15 protein-coding genes are annotated in these 15,970 nt (G+C 63.8%); 9 read left to right on the forward strand and 6 right to left on the reverse strand.

Features of this window, described 5'->3' with window-relative positions; genetic code table 11:
- The first annotated feature begins 242 nt into the window (after positions 1-242).
- From HZB53_10105 to HZB53_10145, 9 genes are all read left to right on the forward strand, one after another.
- A complete protein-coding gene (locus HZB53_10105; GenBank protein ID MBI5877995.1) occupies positions 243-1,271 on the forward strand; it encodes a dipeptidase in 1,029 nt (342 codons plus the stop codon).
- 179 nt (positions 1,272-1,450) lie between these two features.
- Positions 1,451-3,079: a peptide ABC transporter substrate-binding protein gene (locus tag HZB53_10110; GenBank protein MBI5877996.1), complete on the forward strand. Its 1,629-nt coding sequence runs from the start codon at positions 1,451-1,453 to the stop codon at positions 3,077-3,079.
- Positions 3,080-3,144: 65 nt separating this feature from the next.
- The gene (locus HZB53_10115) at positions 3,145-4,089 is read left to right on the forward strand and encodes an ABC transporter permease (protein MBI5877997.1); all 945 of its coding nucleotides are present in this window, start codon (positions 3,145-3,147) and stop codon (positions 4,087-4,089) included.
- Positions 4,090-4,107: 18 nt separating this feature from the next.
- Complete coding sequence (locus tag HZB53_10120; GenBank protein MBI5877998.1) at positions 4,108-5,010, forward strand: ABC transporter permease; 903 nt, start codon at positions 4,108-4,110, stop codon at positions 5,008-5,010.
- 2 nt (positions 5,011-5,012) lie between these two features.
- Positions 5,013-5,501: a flavin reductase family protein gene (locus tag HZB53_10125; GenBank protein MBI5877999.1), complete on the forward strand. Its 489-nt coding sequence runs from the start codon at positions 5,013-5,015 to the stop codon at positions 5,499-5,501.
- Positions 5,502-5,612: 111 nt separating this feature from the next.
- Positions 5,613-7,145, forward strand: a complete 1,533-nt coding sequence (locus HZB53_10130; GenBank protein MBI5878000.1) for a hypothetical protein — start codon at positions 5,613-5,615, stop codon at positions 7,143-7,145.
- Positions 7,146-7,149: 4 nt separating this feature from the next.
- The gene (locus HZB53_10135) at positions 7,150-8,109 is read left to right on the forward strand and encodes a hypothetical protein (protein ID MBI5878001.1); all 960 of its coding nucleotides are present in this window, start codon (positions 7,150-7,152) and stop codon (positions 8,107-8,109) included.
- A gap of 4 nt (positions 8,110-8,113) precedes the next feature.
- A complete protein-coding gene (gene tgt, locus HZB53_10140; protein MBI5878002.1) occupies positions 8,114-9,361 on the forward strand; it encodes a tRNA guanosine(34) transglycosylase Tgt in 1,248 nt (415 codons plus the stop codon).
- A gap of 2 nt (positions 9,362-9,363) precedes the next feature.
- Positions 9,364-10,197 (forward strand): transglutaminase family protein, encoded by an 834-nt coding sequence (locus tag HZB53_10145; protein ID MBI5878003.1) that lies wholly within the window; start codon positions 9,364-9,366, stop codon positions 10,195-10,197.
- Positions 10,198-10,205: 8 nt separating this feature from the next.
- On the opposite strand, the gene hemW is transcribed toward HZB53_10145, so the two are convergent.
- From hemW to HZB53_10175, 6 genes are all read right to left on the reverse strand, one after another.
- Entirely contained in the window at positions 10,206-11,420 is a 1,215-nt protein-coding gene (hemW, locus tag HZB53_10150) for a radical SAM family heme chaperone HemW (protein MBI5878004.1), read from the reverse strand.
- Between the two features lie 147 nt (positions 11,421-11,567).
- Entirely contained in the window at positions 11,568-12,221 is a 654-nt protein-coding gene (locus tag HZB53_10155; GenBank protein ID MBI5878005.1) for a Type 1 glutamine amidotransferase-like domain-containing protein, read from the reverse strand.
- A 48-nt stretch (positions 12,222-12,269) separates the two neighbouring features.
- Positions 12,270-13,073: a methyltransferase domain-containing protein gene (locus HZB53_10160; protein ID MBI5878006.1), complete on the reverse strand. Its 804-nt coding sequence runs from the start codon at positions 13,071-13,073 to the stop codon at positions 12,270-12,272.
- Positions 13,070-13,906, reverse strand: coding sequence for an alpha/beta hydrolase (locus HZB53_10165; GenBank protein ID MBI5878007.1), 837 nt, complete (start codon positions 13,904-13,906; stop codon positions 13,070-13,072). The genes HZB53_10160 and HZB53_10165 overlap by 4 nt, the downstream gene beginning before the upstream one ends.
- 15 nt (positions 13,907-13,921) lie before the next feature.
- Positions 13,922-14,920: an aldo/keto reductase gene (locus HZB53_10170; protein ID MBI5878008.1), complete on the reverse strand. Its 999-nt coding sequence runs from the start codon at positions 14,918-14,920 to the stop codon at positions 13,922-13,924.
- A 72-nt stretch (positions 14,921-14,992) separates the two neighbouring features.
- The gene (locus tag HZB53_10175) at positions 14,993-15,787 is read right to left on the reverse strand and encodes an SDR family NAD(P)-dependent oxidoreductase (GenBank protein ID MBI5878009.1); all 795 of its coding nucleotides are present in this window, start codon (positions 15,785-15,787) and stop codon (positions 14,993-14,995) included.
- Positions 15,788-15,970 lie beyond the last annotated feature (183 nt).

Here is a 15,970-nt window from a genome sequence, read left to right on the forward strand (position 1 = left end):
ATCGGTGGCAGGCCCATGGTCTATTCGCTCCGTGTATGACCGGTTGTTCGTCAACCCATTATCTACCCGTTCCTTTCGATTGCAGTAATTTGGGTAATGACAAGGGGGATGAGGGGGCATACTGGCGGCCGACTCCAAAATGAGAATTGCTGCTTCTGGCTGCGGGCCAATTCGCGGGCGCGGCCAGGTTTGGCTATAATCGGGCCACAGATTTTTCGCCATTCACGACCAGGAGCGATCGTATGCCATCTGATCATGCCGCCGAACTGCATCACGCGTCCATCGTCATCGACCTCTCCGTGCAGTACCTGACGCGGCGCACCGCGCGCAGCAACCAATCCGGCCTGACCGCCGTCGGCCTCACGATCCCGATGCCGGGCGACGACATGGCCGCCGCGCTGCCGCGCGTGAGCGAGTACTACGACATTATTCTGAGCGATCCGCAGTTCTGCATCGCCGACAGCCCGCAGGCGATCCGCGACGCCAAAGTACGCGGGCAACTGGCGCACATCATGCTGGCGCAGGACTCGCTCTTTATCGGCAACAACCTGAAGAACCTTCTGATCTGGAAGCAACTCGGCCTGCGCATCATGCAGTTGACCTACAATGAGCAGAACCTGGCCGGCAACGGCTGCCTGGAACGGCACGACGGCGGTCTCACCCAGTACGGGCGCATCTTGATTCGCGAGATGGAGCGCGCCGGCATCACGCTCGACCTGACGCATGTCGGCGAACGTTCGTTCATGGGTGCCTGCAAGGCGGCCTGCGCGCCGGTCGTCGCATCACACTCCAACCCGCGCAGCGTCGTGAACAACCCGCGCAACATTTCCGACGACCAGTTGAAAGCCGTGCGCGACACCGGCGGCATCGTCGGCGTGACCACCTGGGCGCCGCTTATCTGGAACGGCAAGCCCGGCATGCCGGTACTGGACGACTACGTGCGCTGCTTGGAATATGCGATCAACCTGATCGGCATCGACCATGTCAGCACCTCGACCGATTCGATGGGCACCATGGGCGCATATCCACGGCACGATCCAGACCCGGATGCGCTGCCGTACGGCAGCGTAACCGACGAGTTTGACCGCCTCGCCGCGCCGCCCGACAACAACAATCGCCAGCCGGCCGACTTCAACGGCATCGAGGACTACCCGAAGCTGACCGCCGCGCTCGTCAAGCGCGGTTACGCGGACGCCGACGTCAAAAAGATACTTGGCGAGAACGCCATGCGCGTCTTCGACGCAACGTGGAAACCCGGCCTGTTGCGCTAATGGCGCCTCCCGCTGTTTGACGCCTGCCGGTTTACTCGTACAATAGGCACACTGCGAAGCCTGTTGAAATCAAAGGGGGTGATTGCCGCCAGACGTCGTCCAGTGCACAAAAGCCGATAGACCCGCGTTGCCGAACCGATCTACAACAGAAACGTTTACTAACAAGGGGAGAAGACACTGTGAACAAACGAATAATCGCGATTGCACTGCTGGTCGCGTTACTGACGGCGCTCTCTGCGTGCGGCGGCCCATCCACGCCCGCGCCGACGACCGCGCCCGCGGCAGCCACCAAAGCGCCGGCCGCCGCGGCGACTACGGCCCCGGCCGTAGCCACTACCGCGCCCAAGGCGACGGTCACGCGCGGCGGCACGCTGCGCGTCGGACTTGATTCCGACCTGACCACGATGGACCCGCACCTGTCGACCGCCGCCGTCGACCGCCAGGTCTATCAATCCATGTACAACCCGCTCGTCCGGCTCGACAAAGACTTGACGCTCAAACCCGAGCTGGCCGAAAAGTGGGAGTTCACCGACTCGACCACCCTGGTATTCACTCTGCGCAAAGGCGTGAAGTTCCATGACGGCACCGACTTCAACGCCAAAGCCGTTAAGATCAATTTCGACCGGATGATGAATCCCGATACAAAGTCGCTGCGCGCGGCGGAGATCTCTTCGGTCAAGGAAGTCCAGATACCGGACGATTACACCGTAAAGTTGATCCTGAAAGCCCCGAACGCCGCTTTGCTGGCCGCATTGAGCGACCGCGCGGGCATGATCATCTCGCCCGCCGCCATTGAGAAGTACGGCAAGGATCTGGCGCGCAATCCGGTCGGTACCGGCCCGTTCCAGTTCGTGGAGTGGGTCAAGGACGACCACCTGACGGTGAAGAAGTTCGACGGCTACTGGGAAAAGGGCGCCGACGGCCAGTCACTGCCATACCTCGACCAGGTCACCTACAAACCGGTCACCGACGCCACCGTGCGTCTCACGAGCCTCAAGACCGGCACGCTCGACATGATCAACGCCATCGCGCCGAAGGACGTGGCGGGCATGCGCGGCAGCAAGGACCCGCTGTTGGACCAGGTAACCGGTCTGGGTTATCAGGCTCTGAACACCAACGACGCCAAAGCGCCATTCGACAAGGTCGAAGCGCGGCAAGCACTCAACTACGCCCTCGATCGCGATGCCATTGCCAACAACGTGCTGTTCGGCACCGTGACCGCCGGGCAAGGACCCATTCCGCCGTCGTCGTGGGCCTATGACGCCAGCGTGAACATCTACAAGCGCGACGTTGCGAAATCCAAGGAGTTGTTGCAGAAGGCGGGATTGACGCTGCCGGTGAAGTTCCCGTGCATGATCGTCAATTCACCCGAGGCGCAGTTGCTCGGCCAGGCGTTGAAGGAACAACTGGCCGAGGGCGGCTTCGACATGGATATCCAGTTGCTCGACTTCCCGACCGCGCTGGCCAAGCAGACGGCAAAGGACTACGTCTGCTTCCAGATCGGCTGGAGCGGCCGCCCCGATCCGGATGGCAACGTGTATTCGTTCCTGTACACGAACGCGCCGAGCAATAGCTACAATTACTCGAACAAGACGGTGGATGATCTGCTCGACAAGACGCGCACGACCTACGATCAGGCGCAGCGCAAGGGCTTCTATGCCGAAGCGCTGAAGACCGCCAACCAGGACGGCGCCGTCGCATACCTGTACTGGCCCTCGGACTTCAAGGCCTGGGGCGCCAAGGTCAACGGCTACCTGCACGTGCCCGACGGCATGATCCGCACTAAGGAGATGTGGCTGGCGAAGTAGGCCGCTGGCGATCACGATGGCCGGCCGCTGATCCAGCGGCCGGCCATCTCCTCTGATTGGTCTTTATGGGCAATTACATCTTGAAGCGCCTCCTGTCAATGGTGCCGACGATCGTGCTCGTAAGCATGATCGTCTTCTTCCTCGTGCGCTTGACGCCCGGCGACCCCGCCATCGCGATGCTCGGCGAGGAAGCAACGCCCGCGGCCGTCGCCGCGTTGCGCGCCGAATATGGCTGGGATCAGCCGATTCCGGTGCAGTACGCGATCTGGCTATCCAAGGTGGTGCAAGGCGACCTGGGGCGGCGCGTGCGCACCAACCAGCCGGTTAGCCAGGCCATCATCGAGCGCCTGCCGACCACAATCGAGTTGACGCTGTTTGCGCTTGTGATTTCGCTGAGCATCGCCATTCCAACCGGTATCATTTCAGCCACGCGCCGCAATTCCGCATCGGATTTGATCACGACGACTCTGGCGCTCATCGGCGTGTCCATGCCCTCATTTTTCCTCGCGATGCTCATGATATTCGTCCTGTCGCTCAACCTGCGTTGGCTGCCGCCGATGGGATTCACGCCGCTGGCCGAAAGTGTGACCGACAACCTGAAGGGCATGATCATGCCCGCCATCGCGCTCGGCGCCGGTGCGGCGGCGGTCGTCGCGCGCCTGACGCGCTCCAGCCTGCTCGAGGTGCTGACTCAGGAATACATTCGCACGGCGCGCGCCAAAGGATTGGCCGAGCGCGTTGTGATAACGGCCCATGCGCTCAAGAACGCCATGATCCCGGTCGTCACGATCGTTGGGCTGCAAGTCGGCGCCTTGCTCAGCGGCGCGGTCATCACCGAGACGATCTTCGTTCTGCCAGGCGTCGGCAAGCTCGCCGTGGACGCCATCTTCGCGCGCGATTTCCCGATGATTCAGGGCGTCGTGCTATTCCTGTCTCTGATCTTCCTGTTTAGCAATCTGCTGGTCGACGTGCTGTACGCGTTCCTCGACCCGCGCATCCACTACGCGTAGGCCCGCGAGCGACCCGACATGACATCATCCACGGCAGCCCCCGACCTCAGCGCGACGCTGCAAAAGCCGTTCGTCGAGCGCGACTGGCGCGACTTTCTGTGGCGACTGATGCGCGCGCGCCTGGCCGGCGTCGGCTTCGTGATCGTGGTCACGCTGGTAGCCGTTTCGATTTTGGCCCCGCTGATCGCGCCCTACAGCCCCACCAGGCAGAAAGTCACGAACATGCTCAAGGCGCCGAGCGCCGAGAATTGGCTGGGCACCGACGAGTTGGGTCGAGACATTCTGAGCCGCGTGATGTACGGCGGCCAGGCGTCTCTGCAAGTCGGGTTGCTGGCCGTCGGTTTTGCGATGTTCATCGGCGTCGCGCTCGGGTTGGTGGCGGGCTACTGGAGCAACACGTGGCTCGAGCAGGTCATCATGCGCGCCATGGATGCGCTGCTCGCCTTTCCCGGTTTGCTGATTGCGCTGGCACTGGTCGCGGCGCTCGGCGCCAGTCTGCAGAACGTCATCATCGCGGTCGCGACGGTCAGCGTACCCGCGTACACGCGGCTGACTCGCGGCCAGGTACTGTCGGTTAAGGAACGCGACTTTGTCATTGCTGCGCACACGGTCGGCGCAAGGGATCGTCGCATTATCCTGCGGCACATCCTGCCCAACGTCACCGCGCCGTTGATCGTACAATCTTCGCTTGGCGTGGCCTTTGCGATCCTGACGGAGGCCGGCCTCTCGTTCCTCGGTCTGGGCGTGCAGCCGCCGACGCCGTCCTGGGGCTCGATGCTGAGCGCCGGGCGCGGTTTCCTGGACAGCGACCCGTGGCTCGTGGTCGGCCCCGGCACGGCGATCTTCCTGGCCGTGCTCGGCTTCAACTTCCTCGGCGACGGCATCCGCGACGTGCTCGACCCGCGCATGCGAAACTTATAGCCATGAGTGCCATCGGCGCCGACCTGTTTAAGGATATCATGCGCCACTGGGCGGCCGGCGTGACCGTTGTCACGACGCGGGTCGGGCTGGCCGTGCACGGCTGCACGGCCAACTCGTTTGCGTCGGTGTCGGCGACGCCGCCGCTGGTGTGCATCTCGCTGGCGAAATCATCGCACACGTACACGCTGATCTCGCAGTCGCGGATTTTCGCTGTCAACATACTTGGCGAGAGCCAGCAGGATCTGTCCATGCGTTTCGCCAGTTCCGCATTGTCCGCCCAGCAGCGCTTCGCCGACGAGCCGTACCACAACGAGGCGACTGGCGCGCCGGTCTTCGATCGCGCCATCGCCTATGCCGATTGCCGCATCCACGCCGAGTTCGACGTCGAGCTGAACTCGATCCTGGTCGGGCTGGTTGTGGCCGGGCGCGCGCACGCTGGCGAGCCGCCGCTCATCTACTCCGACCGGCGCTACTGGCGCATGCAGCCCTAGAAGCGCTGGCGCCGCCGGAAGAATGCAACAAAAACCGCGCAAAGTTAGCGCGGTTTTGCCGTTTCATTGCACGGCTGATACAATGAACCGTATTTTACTTGAGGAGTCAACATGTCCGCGCCCCAGACAACGACCGTTCGATGCCCGCAGTGCCGCCAGCCCATACAGGCCCAGATCTACTCCATCGTCGATGTCGGCCGCGAGCCGTCGCTTAAGTCCGCGCTGCTGCGCGGGCAGATCAATGCGCTGGCATGCCCCCAGTGCGGCTATCGCGGCGCGCTCGGCGCCCCCATGCTGTACCACGACCCGGCCAAACAACTGGCGCTCGTCTTCCTGCCGATGGAACTGGGGCTCAAGCGCGAGGAAGAGGAACGGCAGATCGGACGGCTCGCCAATGCGCTGATGGACAGCATGCCGGCCGAACAGCGCAAGATGTACATGCTCAACCCCAAACGCTTGCTGTCCTGGCAGAGCCTGAACGAGGAGATCCTGCAGGCGGATGGCATCACTAAAGAGATGCTTGACAGGCAGGCCGCGCAGGTACGCCTGCTCGACAACATCCTGCGCACGGCAGCCAGCGAAGCGGGCTTTGACCGGCAGATCGAAGAGCACAAGGCGGAGATCGACCAGTCGTTCGTGGACTTCGTCGGCTCGCTGGCGCAGTCGAGCACCGCGGCCGGCGACCAGCAGAGCGCGGCGCAGTTGCTGCAAGTGGCGGTGCTCATCGCGCAAAAGACCGGTCTCAAGCCGCCCGTAGCCGCCGGCATGCTGTCGCTGGACGATCTCATCGAGGAGATGCTGGCAGTCCAGAACGACGACGAACTGCGCGCGATTGTTGCCTCCGTACGTTCGACGCTCGATTACAGCTTCTACCAGTCGCTGACGGACAAGATCGAAACGTCCGGCGACGGCGAGGCCGGGCAGCTCAAGGCGCTACGCACGAAACTGCTCCGGATCACCGACGAGATGGACAAAGAGACGGAGAAGGCGCTGGCGGAAGCCAGCCAGTTGCTTCAACAGGTGCTGCGCGCGCCCGACCCGCGAGCGCTGATCGCGCAGAATATCGACCGCATCGGCGACGCGTTCCTGATGGTCTTGCAAGCTAACGTTCAGCAGGCGACCCAGCAGAAGCAGGAGCAGGTCGCGCAGGTGCTGCAGGGCATCTACCGCGAGGTAGTGGCACAGTTGCAGGCGAAGATGCCGCCGTCCATGCGCTTCATCAACGAACTGCTGGGCGCGGACCCGGCCGAGCGCGGCGTAATGTTGCGCGCCCGCCGCGCCGAATTGACGCCCGAACTGCTCGGCGCGATGGAGCAGGTGGCCGAAGACCTGGTGGCGCAAGGCCGCGCCGAGGTCGCCACGGAAGTCGCCGTCCTGATCGACCAGGTGCAGGACATGCTGGAGCCATTTGAGACATCGTTGCCGCTCGACATGCAGTTTGTCGGCCCGCTGATCCGCGCAGACGCCGGCGAGCGCGCGGCCATGCTACGTGAACTCGCCAACCAACTGACGCCCGATCGCCTCGCACTGATGCAGGCGATGGCGGAAAGCTTGCAGGAGCAGGGACGGCTATACCTGTCCGCCGAGTTGCGTGTTGCCGTGGCGCAAGCCAAAGCCTGGGCCACGCCGATCGCGGCCCGGTAGCCCGATGATCGATCCGCTGGGCGTACGCGCATCAGCGCAAGCCGTCATGGCTCAAGCGCGGTACGTATCCATCGACGAAGGCAATCTCGCGCAGACCTGCGCGGCATTCGAAGCGCGCCTGCGCGTGCCTGAATGGAACACGCACTACCATTTCGGCGACGGCACAGCACGCACGGCCAACTACATCCTGCTGCTCGACGCGCTCAATTTTTCGTTCTGGGATGACCCGCGCTGGCGCATCACCTACCACGGCGAGCGGCTCGACGGCTACTGGGCGCTGGCGGCCGCGCTCAAGCGCGCCATCGAAGAGGGCGACGACATCACTGACGCGCGCCGCATGGCCGCAATGGACGAGACGGCGCTCGCCCACGTCCTACGCGGCGACCACCACATTCCGCTGTTCGCTGCCCGCCTCGCGCACATCCACGAGGTCGGCGACGGCCTGCTGGCGAAATACGATGGACAGGCCGCGCGTCTGATCGAGCGCTGCAGTTTCGACGCCGCCACCATTGCGGCGCAGGTCGTGGCCGACTTTCCGTCGTTCCGCGACGAAGCCGTCTATCACGGCCAGACGGTCAAGATATACAAGCGCGCTCAGATTTTCGCCGCCGACCTGTACGGCGCATATCACGGCGTCGGGTCGGGCGCGCTGCGCGGCATGGACGCGCTGACCTGCTTCGCCGACTACAAGCTGCCGCAGATTCTGCGCCGCTTCGGCATCATGCACTACACCGACGACCTGGCGCGTCGCGTCGATGCGCGCGTGGAACTCCCGCCCGGCAGCGACGAGGAGATTGAGATTCGAGCGGCGACCATCGTCGCTGTCGAGTGCATGCGCGAGATGCTGGCTGCGCGCGACCTGAAACTATCGAGCGTTGAGATCGACTGGGCGCTGTGGGATGCCGCCCAGGGCGCGCCGCCGGACGGCAAACCGTATCACCGCACGCGCACAATCTACTACTAACGCTATGTTCGAATTCGAAGTCCAGGCGCGCGATACAGCCTCCCGCGCGCGCAACGGCATCATCCGCACCGCGCACGGCAGCATCGAAACCCCGGTGTTCATGCCGGTCGGCACGCAGGCGACCGTCAAAGCGCTGTCGCCCGACGACCTGCGCGCGGTGGGCGCGCAGATCATCCTCGGCAACACCTATCACCTGTACCTGCGGCCCGGCGCTGACCTGATCGCCGCCTTTGGCGGCCTGCACAGCTTCATGAACTGGGATCGCCCGGTCATGACCGACAGCGGCGGGTTCCAGGTCTTCTCGCTCGGCTCGGCGCTGCGCGACGGTGTCGGCAAGATTGGCGATATATTTCCCGACGAGGACGCGCGTCGCTCGGAGCGAACTCCCGGCGAGGCGCTAACCAAAGTGGACGAAGAAGGCGTCACGTTCAAGTCGCACCTCGACGGCTCGCTCCACCGGCTCACGCCGGCCGTATCGATCAAGGTGCAGTCGCAGTTGGGCGCCGACTTCATCCTCGCGTTTGACGAGTGTACCTCGCCGCTCGATGACGGGGTCTACACCCGACGCGCGATGGAGCGCACGCACCGCTGGGCTGCGCGCTCGTGGGACGCATTCGTCCAGTTCCGGCGCGACTACCAGACGCTGTTCGGCATCGTGCAGGGCGGCGCCTACCGGCCGCTGCGCGAAGCGAGCGCAGCGTTCATCGCGTCGCTGCCATTCCGCGCTTACAGCATCGGCGGCTCGCTCGGCAAGTCAAAGCGCGACATGCACGAAATCCTGGATTGGACCATCCCGGGCCTGCCCGACGACCGGCCGCGCCACCTGCTGGGAATCGGGGAGATCGACGACATCTTCGAGGCGGTCGAGCGCGGCATCGATATGTTCGACTGCGTGCTGCCCACGCGCTGGGCGCGCAACGGGTCGCTGCTGATTCACCCACGTTCCAGCGGCGTTGGCCCGCAAGCCAACGTGGCGCGCCGCGGGCGGCTCAACCTGTATAACGCGCAATTTATGGCCGATCCGGGACCGATCGATCCGAACTGCGACTGCTACGCCTGCCGCAACTTCTCCCGCGCATACCTGTCACACCTGTTTCGCGCGAAGGAACTGCTGGTATACCGGCTGGCCTCGATTCACAATCTGGCGTTCATGGCCCGGCTGATGCGCGAGATCCGCGCAGCCATCGCCGCCGGAACATTCGCACAATTGAAAGCCGCCTATTTGTTGCCCGGCGGCAGCCTGCCCGTCTGACCATGGCCGCCGACCTCTTCACCCGCTATGTAACGCGCCATGAGCCGGACATCCGGCTGGCCGAGGCTGCGCTGCTGTATGCCACCGCGTTCTACCCGCAACTCAACCTGACACGCTACATCCTCTGGCTCGACGCGCAGGGCTACCGCGCGCGCGAGCGATTTGACCCCGGTTCGTCGCAGGCCATCGTCATCGCCGGCCTCAACGACTTGCTGTTCGACGAGCTTGGCTTCCACGGCAATGCCGAGCAGTATTACGACGAACGCAATTCCTACCTGAATGAGGTGATCGACCGGCGCACCGGCATACCGATCACACTCAGCCTCGTCTACATCGAGATCGGCCGGCGCGCGGGCTTGCAGGTGGACGGCATTGGTTTGCCGGGGCACTTTGTGGTCCGCGTGCGCGGGCGCGACTGGGACGCGCTCGTCGATCCGTTTAACCGAGGCGCGGTGTTGACCAACGAGGCATGCGAGCAGTTGATGGCCCAGGTGGCCGGGCGACCGTCCCCGCTGATGCCCCACCATCTGCAGCCGGTCGGCCACCGCGCGTTTCTGGCGCGCATGCTGAACAATTTGCAGTCAATCCACGAGCAGGACGAGAACTGGCCCCGCGCGCTGCACGCCATGCAGGCGATTGAGGCGCTGCTGCACCCCGGCGGCATCGGGCCGGAGTTCTATCGCTCGCGGGGTCTGGCGCACTTCAAGCTGTCGCACTGGTCCGACGCCGAGCGCGACTGGCTGACGTACCTGACTCAGGTACCCAACGCGCCGGACGCCGCAGCCATCCACCAGAATATCCGGCACATACGCGAGACGCTGGCCCGCCGCAACTGAGCGCAGAACTAATCCGGCAATAGGCGTTGAAACACCTCGTTGGACAGCAGCCGGCCGCGCGGCGTCAGCCGCACGCACTCGCCGTCGTCGGTCAGCAGTCCCCAGCCCGCACACTCCCGCAGCACGGCGCCAAACTGCTCATCGAGCGGCGCACCGAAGCGGCCCATGTAGCGCGACCGCTCCATTCCATCATTCAGCCGCAGCGCCAGCATCACCGTTTCGGCTCGCTCTAGCGCCGGGCTGATCGTTTCACTGCCGCCAATCACCGATTCCCCGCGTGATAGTTTGTCCACGTACACGGGTACAGGGTTAATATCCCAGAAGCGGCGCTCCCCGAAGAACGAGTGCGCGCCGGGACCGAAGCCGAGGTACGGCTCGTTCAGCCAGTAGGTCAAGTTATGCCGGCACGACATCACCTGCTCGGCCGACAAGTCGTCGGCGTCAATGAAGTGGCATTCGCGGCACGGCAGCGCCCAGTTTGAGATCTCGTACTGCCGGTAGCCCGCCTCGGCCAGCCGTTCCTCGGCCAGTTCGTACATGTCGGCAGCGAGGTCCTGATCCGGCTCGGGCAGCAATCCCTTCTCCACACGTTTCTTGAACGCCGTGCCCTCGTCGATGGTCAGCCCATAGAGCGACAGGTGCTCGACCTGCAGCACCAACGCCGCATCGAGTGATTGACGCCACTGCGCCAGCGTCTGCGTGGGCAGTCCGTACATGAGATCGAGGTTGATATTCGTGAAGCCGGCGTGCCGCGCCACCTGAACGGCCGCGCCGATCTGCGCGACGCTGTGCTCGCGGTCCAGCATCGCCAGCAGGCCGGCGTCAAACGCCTGCGCGCCGTACGACAGCCGGTTGACGCCTGCCTCAAGCAGCGACTCGAGATACGCGCCGGTGACGTGCGTCGGGTTCGCCTCGGTCGTCACTTCGGCGCCGTCCTGCCAGTGCCACTGCTCGCGCAGAGTGCGTAAGATGCGCACAAACTCGGCTTGCGGCAGATAGGTCGGCGTGCCACCGCCAAAGAACAGGGTCCGAACCTCCCAGGCGTCTCCAATCTCGGCTGCGTAATGGGCACTCTCGCGGCAGACCGCATCCGCGAACGGCACAAACAAGCGCTCCAACCCCTCGTAGGTGTTGAAGTGACAGTAGCCGCACCGCCGCGCGCAGAACGGCACATGAACATACAGGCTGAGAGCGTCTTGGGGTGACTGCAGAGATGACATCATGTAATGGGCAAATTGGGTTTCCCGCAATGGAAGTGTAAGCGGGGGTTTGCGAGCGAGACGTTCAAATCCCTGGAACACTGGATCCGGGTGGTGCGGATTCGGTTGCACGTGGCTCGCTTGGAGCGCACGAACGAGCCAGTTACACCGCTAGGGCGTAAACCGTTTCCAATGGCCCTCGGAGACCACGTCGGCCACACCATCGATCACCTTGATTGCGGTCTGGTCGTCAATCGCGTACGCCGGCACCGTCATGGCGGCGGCCCATTTTTCAGCGTCAGCCAAGGAGTTCTCCGGCATCTTCTCGTGGTCCAGGTGCGGGAACATGGCAAAATCAACGAAGCCCAGCGTTTTGTCGCCGCCGGTGGGCGGCTTCCAGCGGACGAACTCCGCCCCAATGCTGGGGGCCATCACCATGCTCCCCGCGCTCATCCCAACATAGACCAGCCTTTGCAGCAGCGAGGGCAAGCGGTCTGTCAATCCGGATTGCCGCATCCAGTAACACAGATACAGCGGATCGCCGCCGCCAACGAGCAACGCGTCAGCGGCTTCGAGGTGCGGCAGCCAGGATTCCTGCCGGATACTGGCCCAGGCCGTAAGCTCCAGCACTCCAAACGCTTTCCAGCCCAGTTCTACCCAATCGCGTGTTGACCACCAGACCGCGAACGGTCCGTTGGGTAGCGCGTGTCCTGCGGTGGGAATGAACAGCGCGGTCGATGCCGCAATTGGTTTTCCCAGCAGGTCTGCGAGCGCGTTGCGAATGCTGTTGTTGGTGATGCCGCCAGAGGTTAGCAGTAATTTCATAGTTCATCGCCTCACTGATCTGAGGGGGACTCGAGAGACCGGCCGCCATCAGCGCTGCGCCGGTTTATACGCGTCCACTTCGAGCCGGACCATGCGCACGTGCGCCTGACCGTCCGGGCCGATCGGGTGATGCGCGAAGTAGCGGTCACCGAGATCGTCTATGAACGCCTGCCGCTGATCTGCTGGAATGCGATTGATATAGCCCGGCCACGCCGTGCGGATCCAGGCGTTCCAGCCGTCGCGACCCGGATGGGTAACGTCGCGAATCGCCAGCGCGAGATGCGTTACCGTAAAATCGGCTGCCTTCAGCCACGGCCGGTACTCGTCTGGCCCGTAGAATCCCCACGGGTAGACGAAGCCGTCGAAGAAGCGGCTCCAGCGCGGATCGGACGGAATCTGCCTGGCGATATCGTCCAGCACACCCATATTACCCTGGCCGCCAAACTGCATCAGCACGCGCCCGCCCGGTTTCAACGCGCGATGAATGCCGGCCAGCACCGGCCGGTGATCGATCACCCAATGCAACGCAGAGAAAGACACAACGAGATCAAACGCCGCGCTGAAGTTGAGGCGCGACGCATCGCACACCATGAAGCGCAGGTTGGGGCGCACCGCAGGCGGGTACGCCTCCTGCGCGAACTGGATCATGTCGGGCGACACGTCTACACCGACCACTGCCCCGCGTGGCGTCTGGGCAGCCAGTTGCGCGGTGACCTTCCCGTCGCCGCAGCCGATGTCCAGAATCTGCTCGTCGCCGCGCAGCGGGGCGCGCTCCATCAGCGCCACGGCAAAGCGCTGCTGCATCGCCGAGTTGCGGCTATAGTCGGCGGCGTCCCACTGATGCACGCTCACCCAAGCCCGGCCAGCAGCCACGGCTTTACCGCGTCGATGAAGCCCTGCGGATTATCAAGGTTCACCGAGTGGCCCGCGCGCGGCACGCTGACAAGCTGGCAATTCGGCATCACCGTCGTCATCTTGTCAGCCGCCTCAGCACCGAGCAGATCGCTTTCCGCGCCGCGCACCAGCAACGTCGGGCTTGGGATGGTCGCCAGCATCGCGTACCCGGCCTCGGGGTCCGGCCGCGCCGGCACCCGATCCGGAGCCCGCAATGCCTTGTCGTACATGTATGTCCAGCGCCCGTCCTCGGTGCGCATCAGGTTGTGCGCAATGCGCGACAACAACTCGGCTTCGGGCGCGCGCGTATTGGCGGCGCGATACTGCTGGAACGCCTCTTCCGGCGTGTCCCACACATCCCTGGACTGCGTGCCAGTCCGGATCCGTGCGCCGCCCGCCGGCAGCAACTCGGGGCCGATATCCACAATGACCATGCGCTCAAGCGTCTGCGGGTACTTCGCGGCATAGGTGTAGGCGTTCATGCCGCCCATCGACAGGCCGAGCAGAGTGAACTTGTCGAGGCGCAGCGCCCGCGCAAACGCAGCCACATCGTCCACCTGCGCCTCGCGCGAGTAATCAGCGGCCCAGTCACTCTCGCCATGGCCGCGCTGGTCGAGCGCCAGCACGTGGAAATGGTCGCGCACCGACGCGGCGAACGTGTCCCACGAGTGCGCGTGCGACGTGAATCCGTGCAGCAACACGAGCGGCGGCGCGCCGGCGTTGCCATGGTCAAGATAGTGAAAGCGCAGTCCATTGATTTTGACGTACTGGCTGTGTGATGGTGTAAACATGCGGGTTCTCCTTGCTTACTGGAGCTTCATCTTCATCCACGGCGCGGTGTTGTGGAAGTTGACGGCGGCGCTGCCCGGCGGGTTGATCGTGTCGCAGAACGCGCGCTCCTCGGCACTAAGCTTCATTCCAAGCACCGGCAGCACATCCTGCAACTGCTCCATCGTGCGCGGGCCGTAGATCGGCGATGTGACGCCCGGCTGGTCCTTGCACCACAGCAGCGCCAGTTGCCCCGGCGTCTTGCCGACCGATTGCGCATAGGCCGCGAAGCTGGCGCCCGCTTCGATGCCGCGCGCGGTCACACGTTCCGCAAAAGCGTTGGTGGGCTGGCGCACGGCGCGCGAATCGGCCGGCAGCGCCTCGCCCGGCTTGTAGCGCCCGGCCAGCACGCCCTGCGCGATCGGCGCCCACGGGATCAGTGCCAAATTGTAGCGCAGCGCGAGCGGCACCAGTTCGTTCTCGATGCGCCGGTCGAGCAGATTGTACGGCGGCTGCTCGCTGACGTAACGCGCAAAGCCGTGCTTCTCGCTCGCCGCCAGCGCTTCCATGACCGCCCAGGCCGGGTGCGTGGAGCACCCGATGTAGCGTATTTTGCCCATGCGCACCAGGTCGGTCAGCGCGCCGAGCGTCTCCTCGATCGCCGTCTCAAAGCGCGGGCGGTGCGTCTGGTACAGGTCGATGGTGTCGGTCTGCAGGCGGCGCAGCGAATCGTCCACTGCGCGCATGATGTGCATGCGCGACAGACCCTCGTCGTTCAGACCGTCGCCCGTCTTGCCGTGCACCTTCGTCGCCAGGAAAATCTTGTGCCGGTGCGCCTTGATCGCCTTGCCGACGATGATCTCGCTCTGCCCGGCATTGTAGACATTGGCCGTGTCGATGAAGTTGATGCCCGCGTCGAGCGCGGCATGGATGATGCGGATCGAGTCGTCTTCGTTTGTCCCGCCGCCGAAGTTCATCGCGCCGAGACAGATTGGCGACACTTTGACGCCGGTGCGGCTAAACAAGCGATATTCCATGAACTCTCCTGTTATCCCGTCAAGACCCTTCGGGTTTTCGGAAACCCGAAGGGTCTCCCGACTTATGACCTGCTACTTCAGCCAGCCAAACTCCTTCAGAATATCCTGGCTGTACGCCACGCGCCCCGTCACCTGGGCCGGGTCGCACGTCGCCAGCAACAGCGTTGCCTGCGCCATGTACTCCACCGGCTCGCCGCGCGGATCGTCCATGCTGGTGACCAGATGATGATGAATCGTCCCCGGCGTCGGCACGACCTTGTTGGGCGCGAGCGAGTTCACGGCGATGTGGTTCGCAAAGAGCTCGTGCGCCAGTCCCTGCGTGAACCGCTCCAGCCCGGACTTGACGGTGCCATACGGAGTGCCGCCGCGCCCCGCTGTGCTGTACGGCCCAACGCCCGGCCCGCGCGACGCGCCCGACGAGATGTTCACGATGTAACCGCCGCCGCGCGCGATCATCTCCGGGATGACCATCTGCGCCAGCAGGAACGGCGCGGTGAGATCGACCGCCAGCATCGCTTTCCAGTGGCTCAGTTTGAAATCCTTGATCGGGATGTACCAGTTGACGGCCGCGTTGTTGACGAGGATATCCACCGGACCGTAGGCTTTGCGCGCCGCGTCGACGATCTGCTGGCAATCCTCCTCCCGCGACAGGTCGACCTTGACCGCCACCGCCTTGCCGCCCGCCTCAGTGATCTGCTTGACCGTGTGCTCCAGCGTGCCGGGCAGGAAGTGCTGCCCGTCGGACAGCGTTCGCGCGCCGCAGACAACGCTGGCGCCTTCCACCGCAAAGAGGCGCGCGATCGCCTCACCGATGCCGCGGCTCGCGCCCGTCACAATCGCCGTTTTGCCCGCCAGTTTGCCCGCCATGCGTCCTCCTGTGATGAATTGGTGATCGTCCGGGGCCGTGTATAATAGACTCTATTCAAAATAAGGTATCCTACTATGCATGTTGAGTTACGAGACGCTCAAAAGGAACCCTAAAGATTTTCTGACACTGACCGGGCTAACGCGTCGCGAGTTTGATGAACTCGTGGTTGTTTTTGCGTTGTG

Source organism: Chloroflexota bacterium (assembly GCA_016235055.1).
In the GTDB taxonomy this organism is placed as follows: Bacteria; Chloroflexota; Anaerolineae; order JACRMK01; family JACRMK01; genus JACRMK01.

Coding starts and splice junctions, on each gene's coding strand:
- HZB53_10105 (MBI5877995.1), top strand. CDS start 243: ATGCCATCTGATCATGCCGCCGAACTGCATCACGCGTCCATCGTCATC.
- HZB53_10115 (MBI5877997.1), top strand. CDS start 3,145: ATGGGCAATTACATCTTGAAGCGCCTCCTGTCAATGGTGCCGACGATC.
- HZB53_10120 (MBI5877998.1), top strand. CDS start 4,108: ATGACATCATCCACGGCAGCCCCCGACCTCAGCGCGACGCTGCAAAAG.
- HZB53_10125 (MBI5877999.1), top strand. CDS start 5,013: ATGAGTGCCATCGGCGCCGACCTGTTTAAGGATATCATGCGCCACTGG.
- HZB53_10130 (MBI5878000.1), top strand. CDS start 5,613: ATGTCCGCGCCCCAGACAACGACCGTTCGATGCCCGCAGTGCCGCCAG.
- HZB53_10135 (MBI5878001.1), top strand. CDS start 7,150: ATGATCGATCCGCTGGGCGTACGCGCATCAGCGCAAGCCGTCATGGCT.
- tgt (MBI5878002.1), top strand. CDS start 8,114: ATGTTCGAATTCGAAGTCCAGGCGCGCGATACAGCCTCCCGCGCGCGC.
- HZB53_10145 (MBI5878003.1), top strand. CDS start 9,364: ATGGCCGCCGACCTCTTCACCCGCTATGTAACGCGCCATGAGCCGGAC.
- hemW (MBI5878004.1), bottom strand. CDS start 11,420: ATGATGTCATCTCTGCAGTCACCCCAAGACGCTCTCAGCCTGTATGTT.
- HZB53_10155 (MBI5878005.1), bottom strand. CDS start 12,221: ATGAAATTACTGCTAACCTCTGGCGGCATCACCAACAACAGCATTCGC.
- HZB53_10165 (MBI5878007.1), bottom strand. CDS start 13,906: ATGTTTACACCATCACACAGCCAGTACGTCAAAATCAATGGACTGCGC.
- HZB53_10170 (MBI5878008.1), bottom strand. CDS start 14,920: ATGGAATATCGCTTGTTTAGCCGCACCGGCGTCAAAGTGTCGCCAATC.
- HZB53_10175 (MBI5878009.1), bottom strand. CDS start 15,787: ATGGCGGGCAAACTGGCGGGCAAAACGGCGATTGTGACGGGCGCGAGC.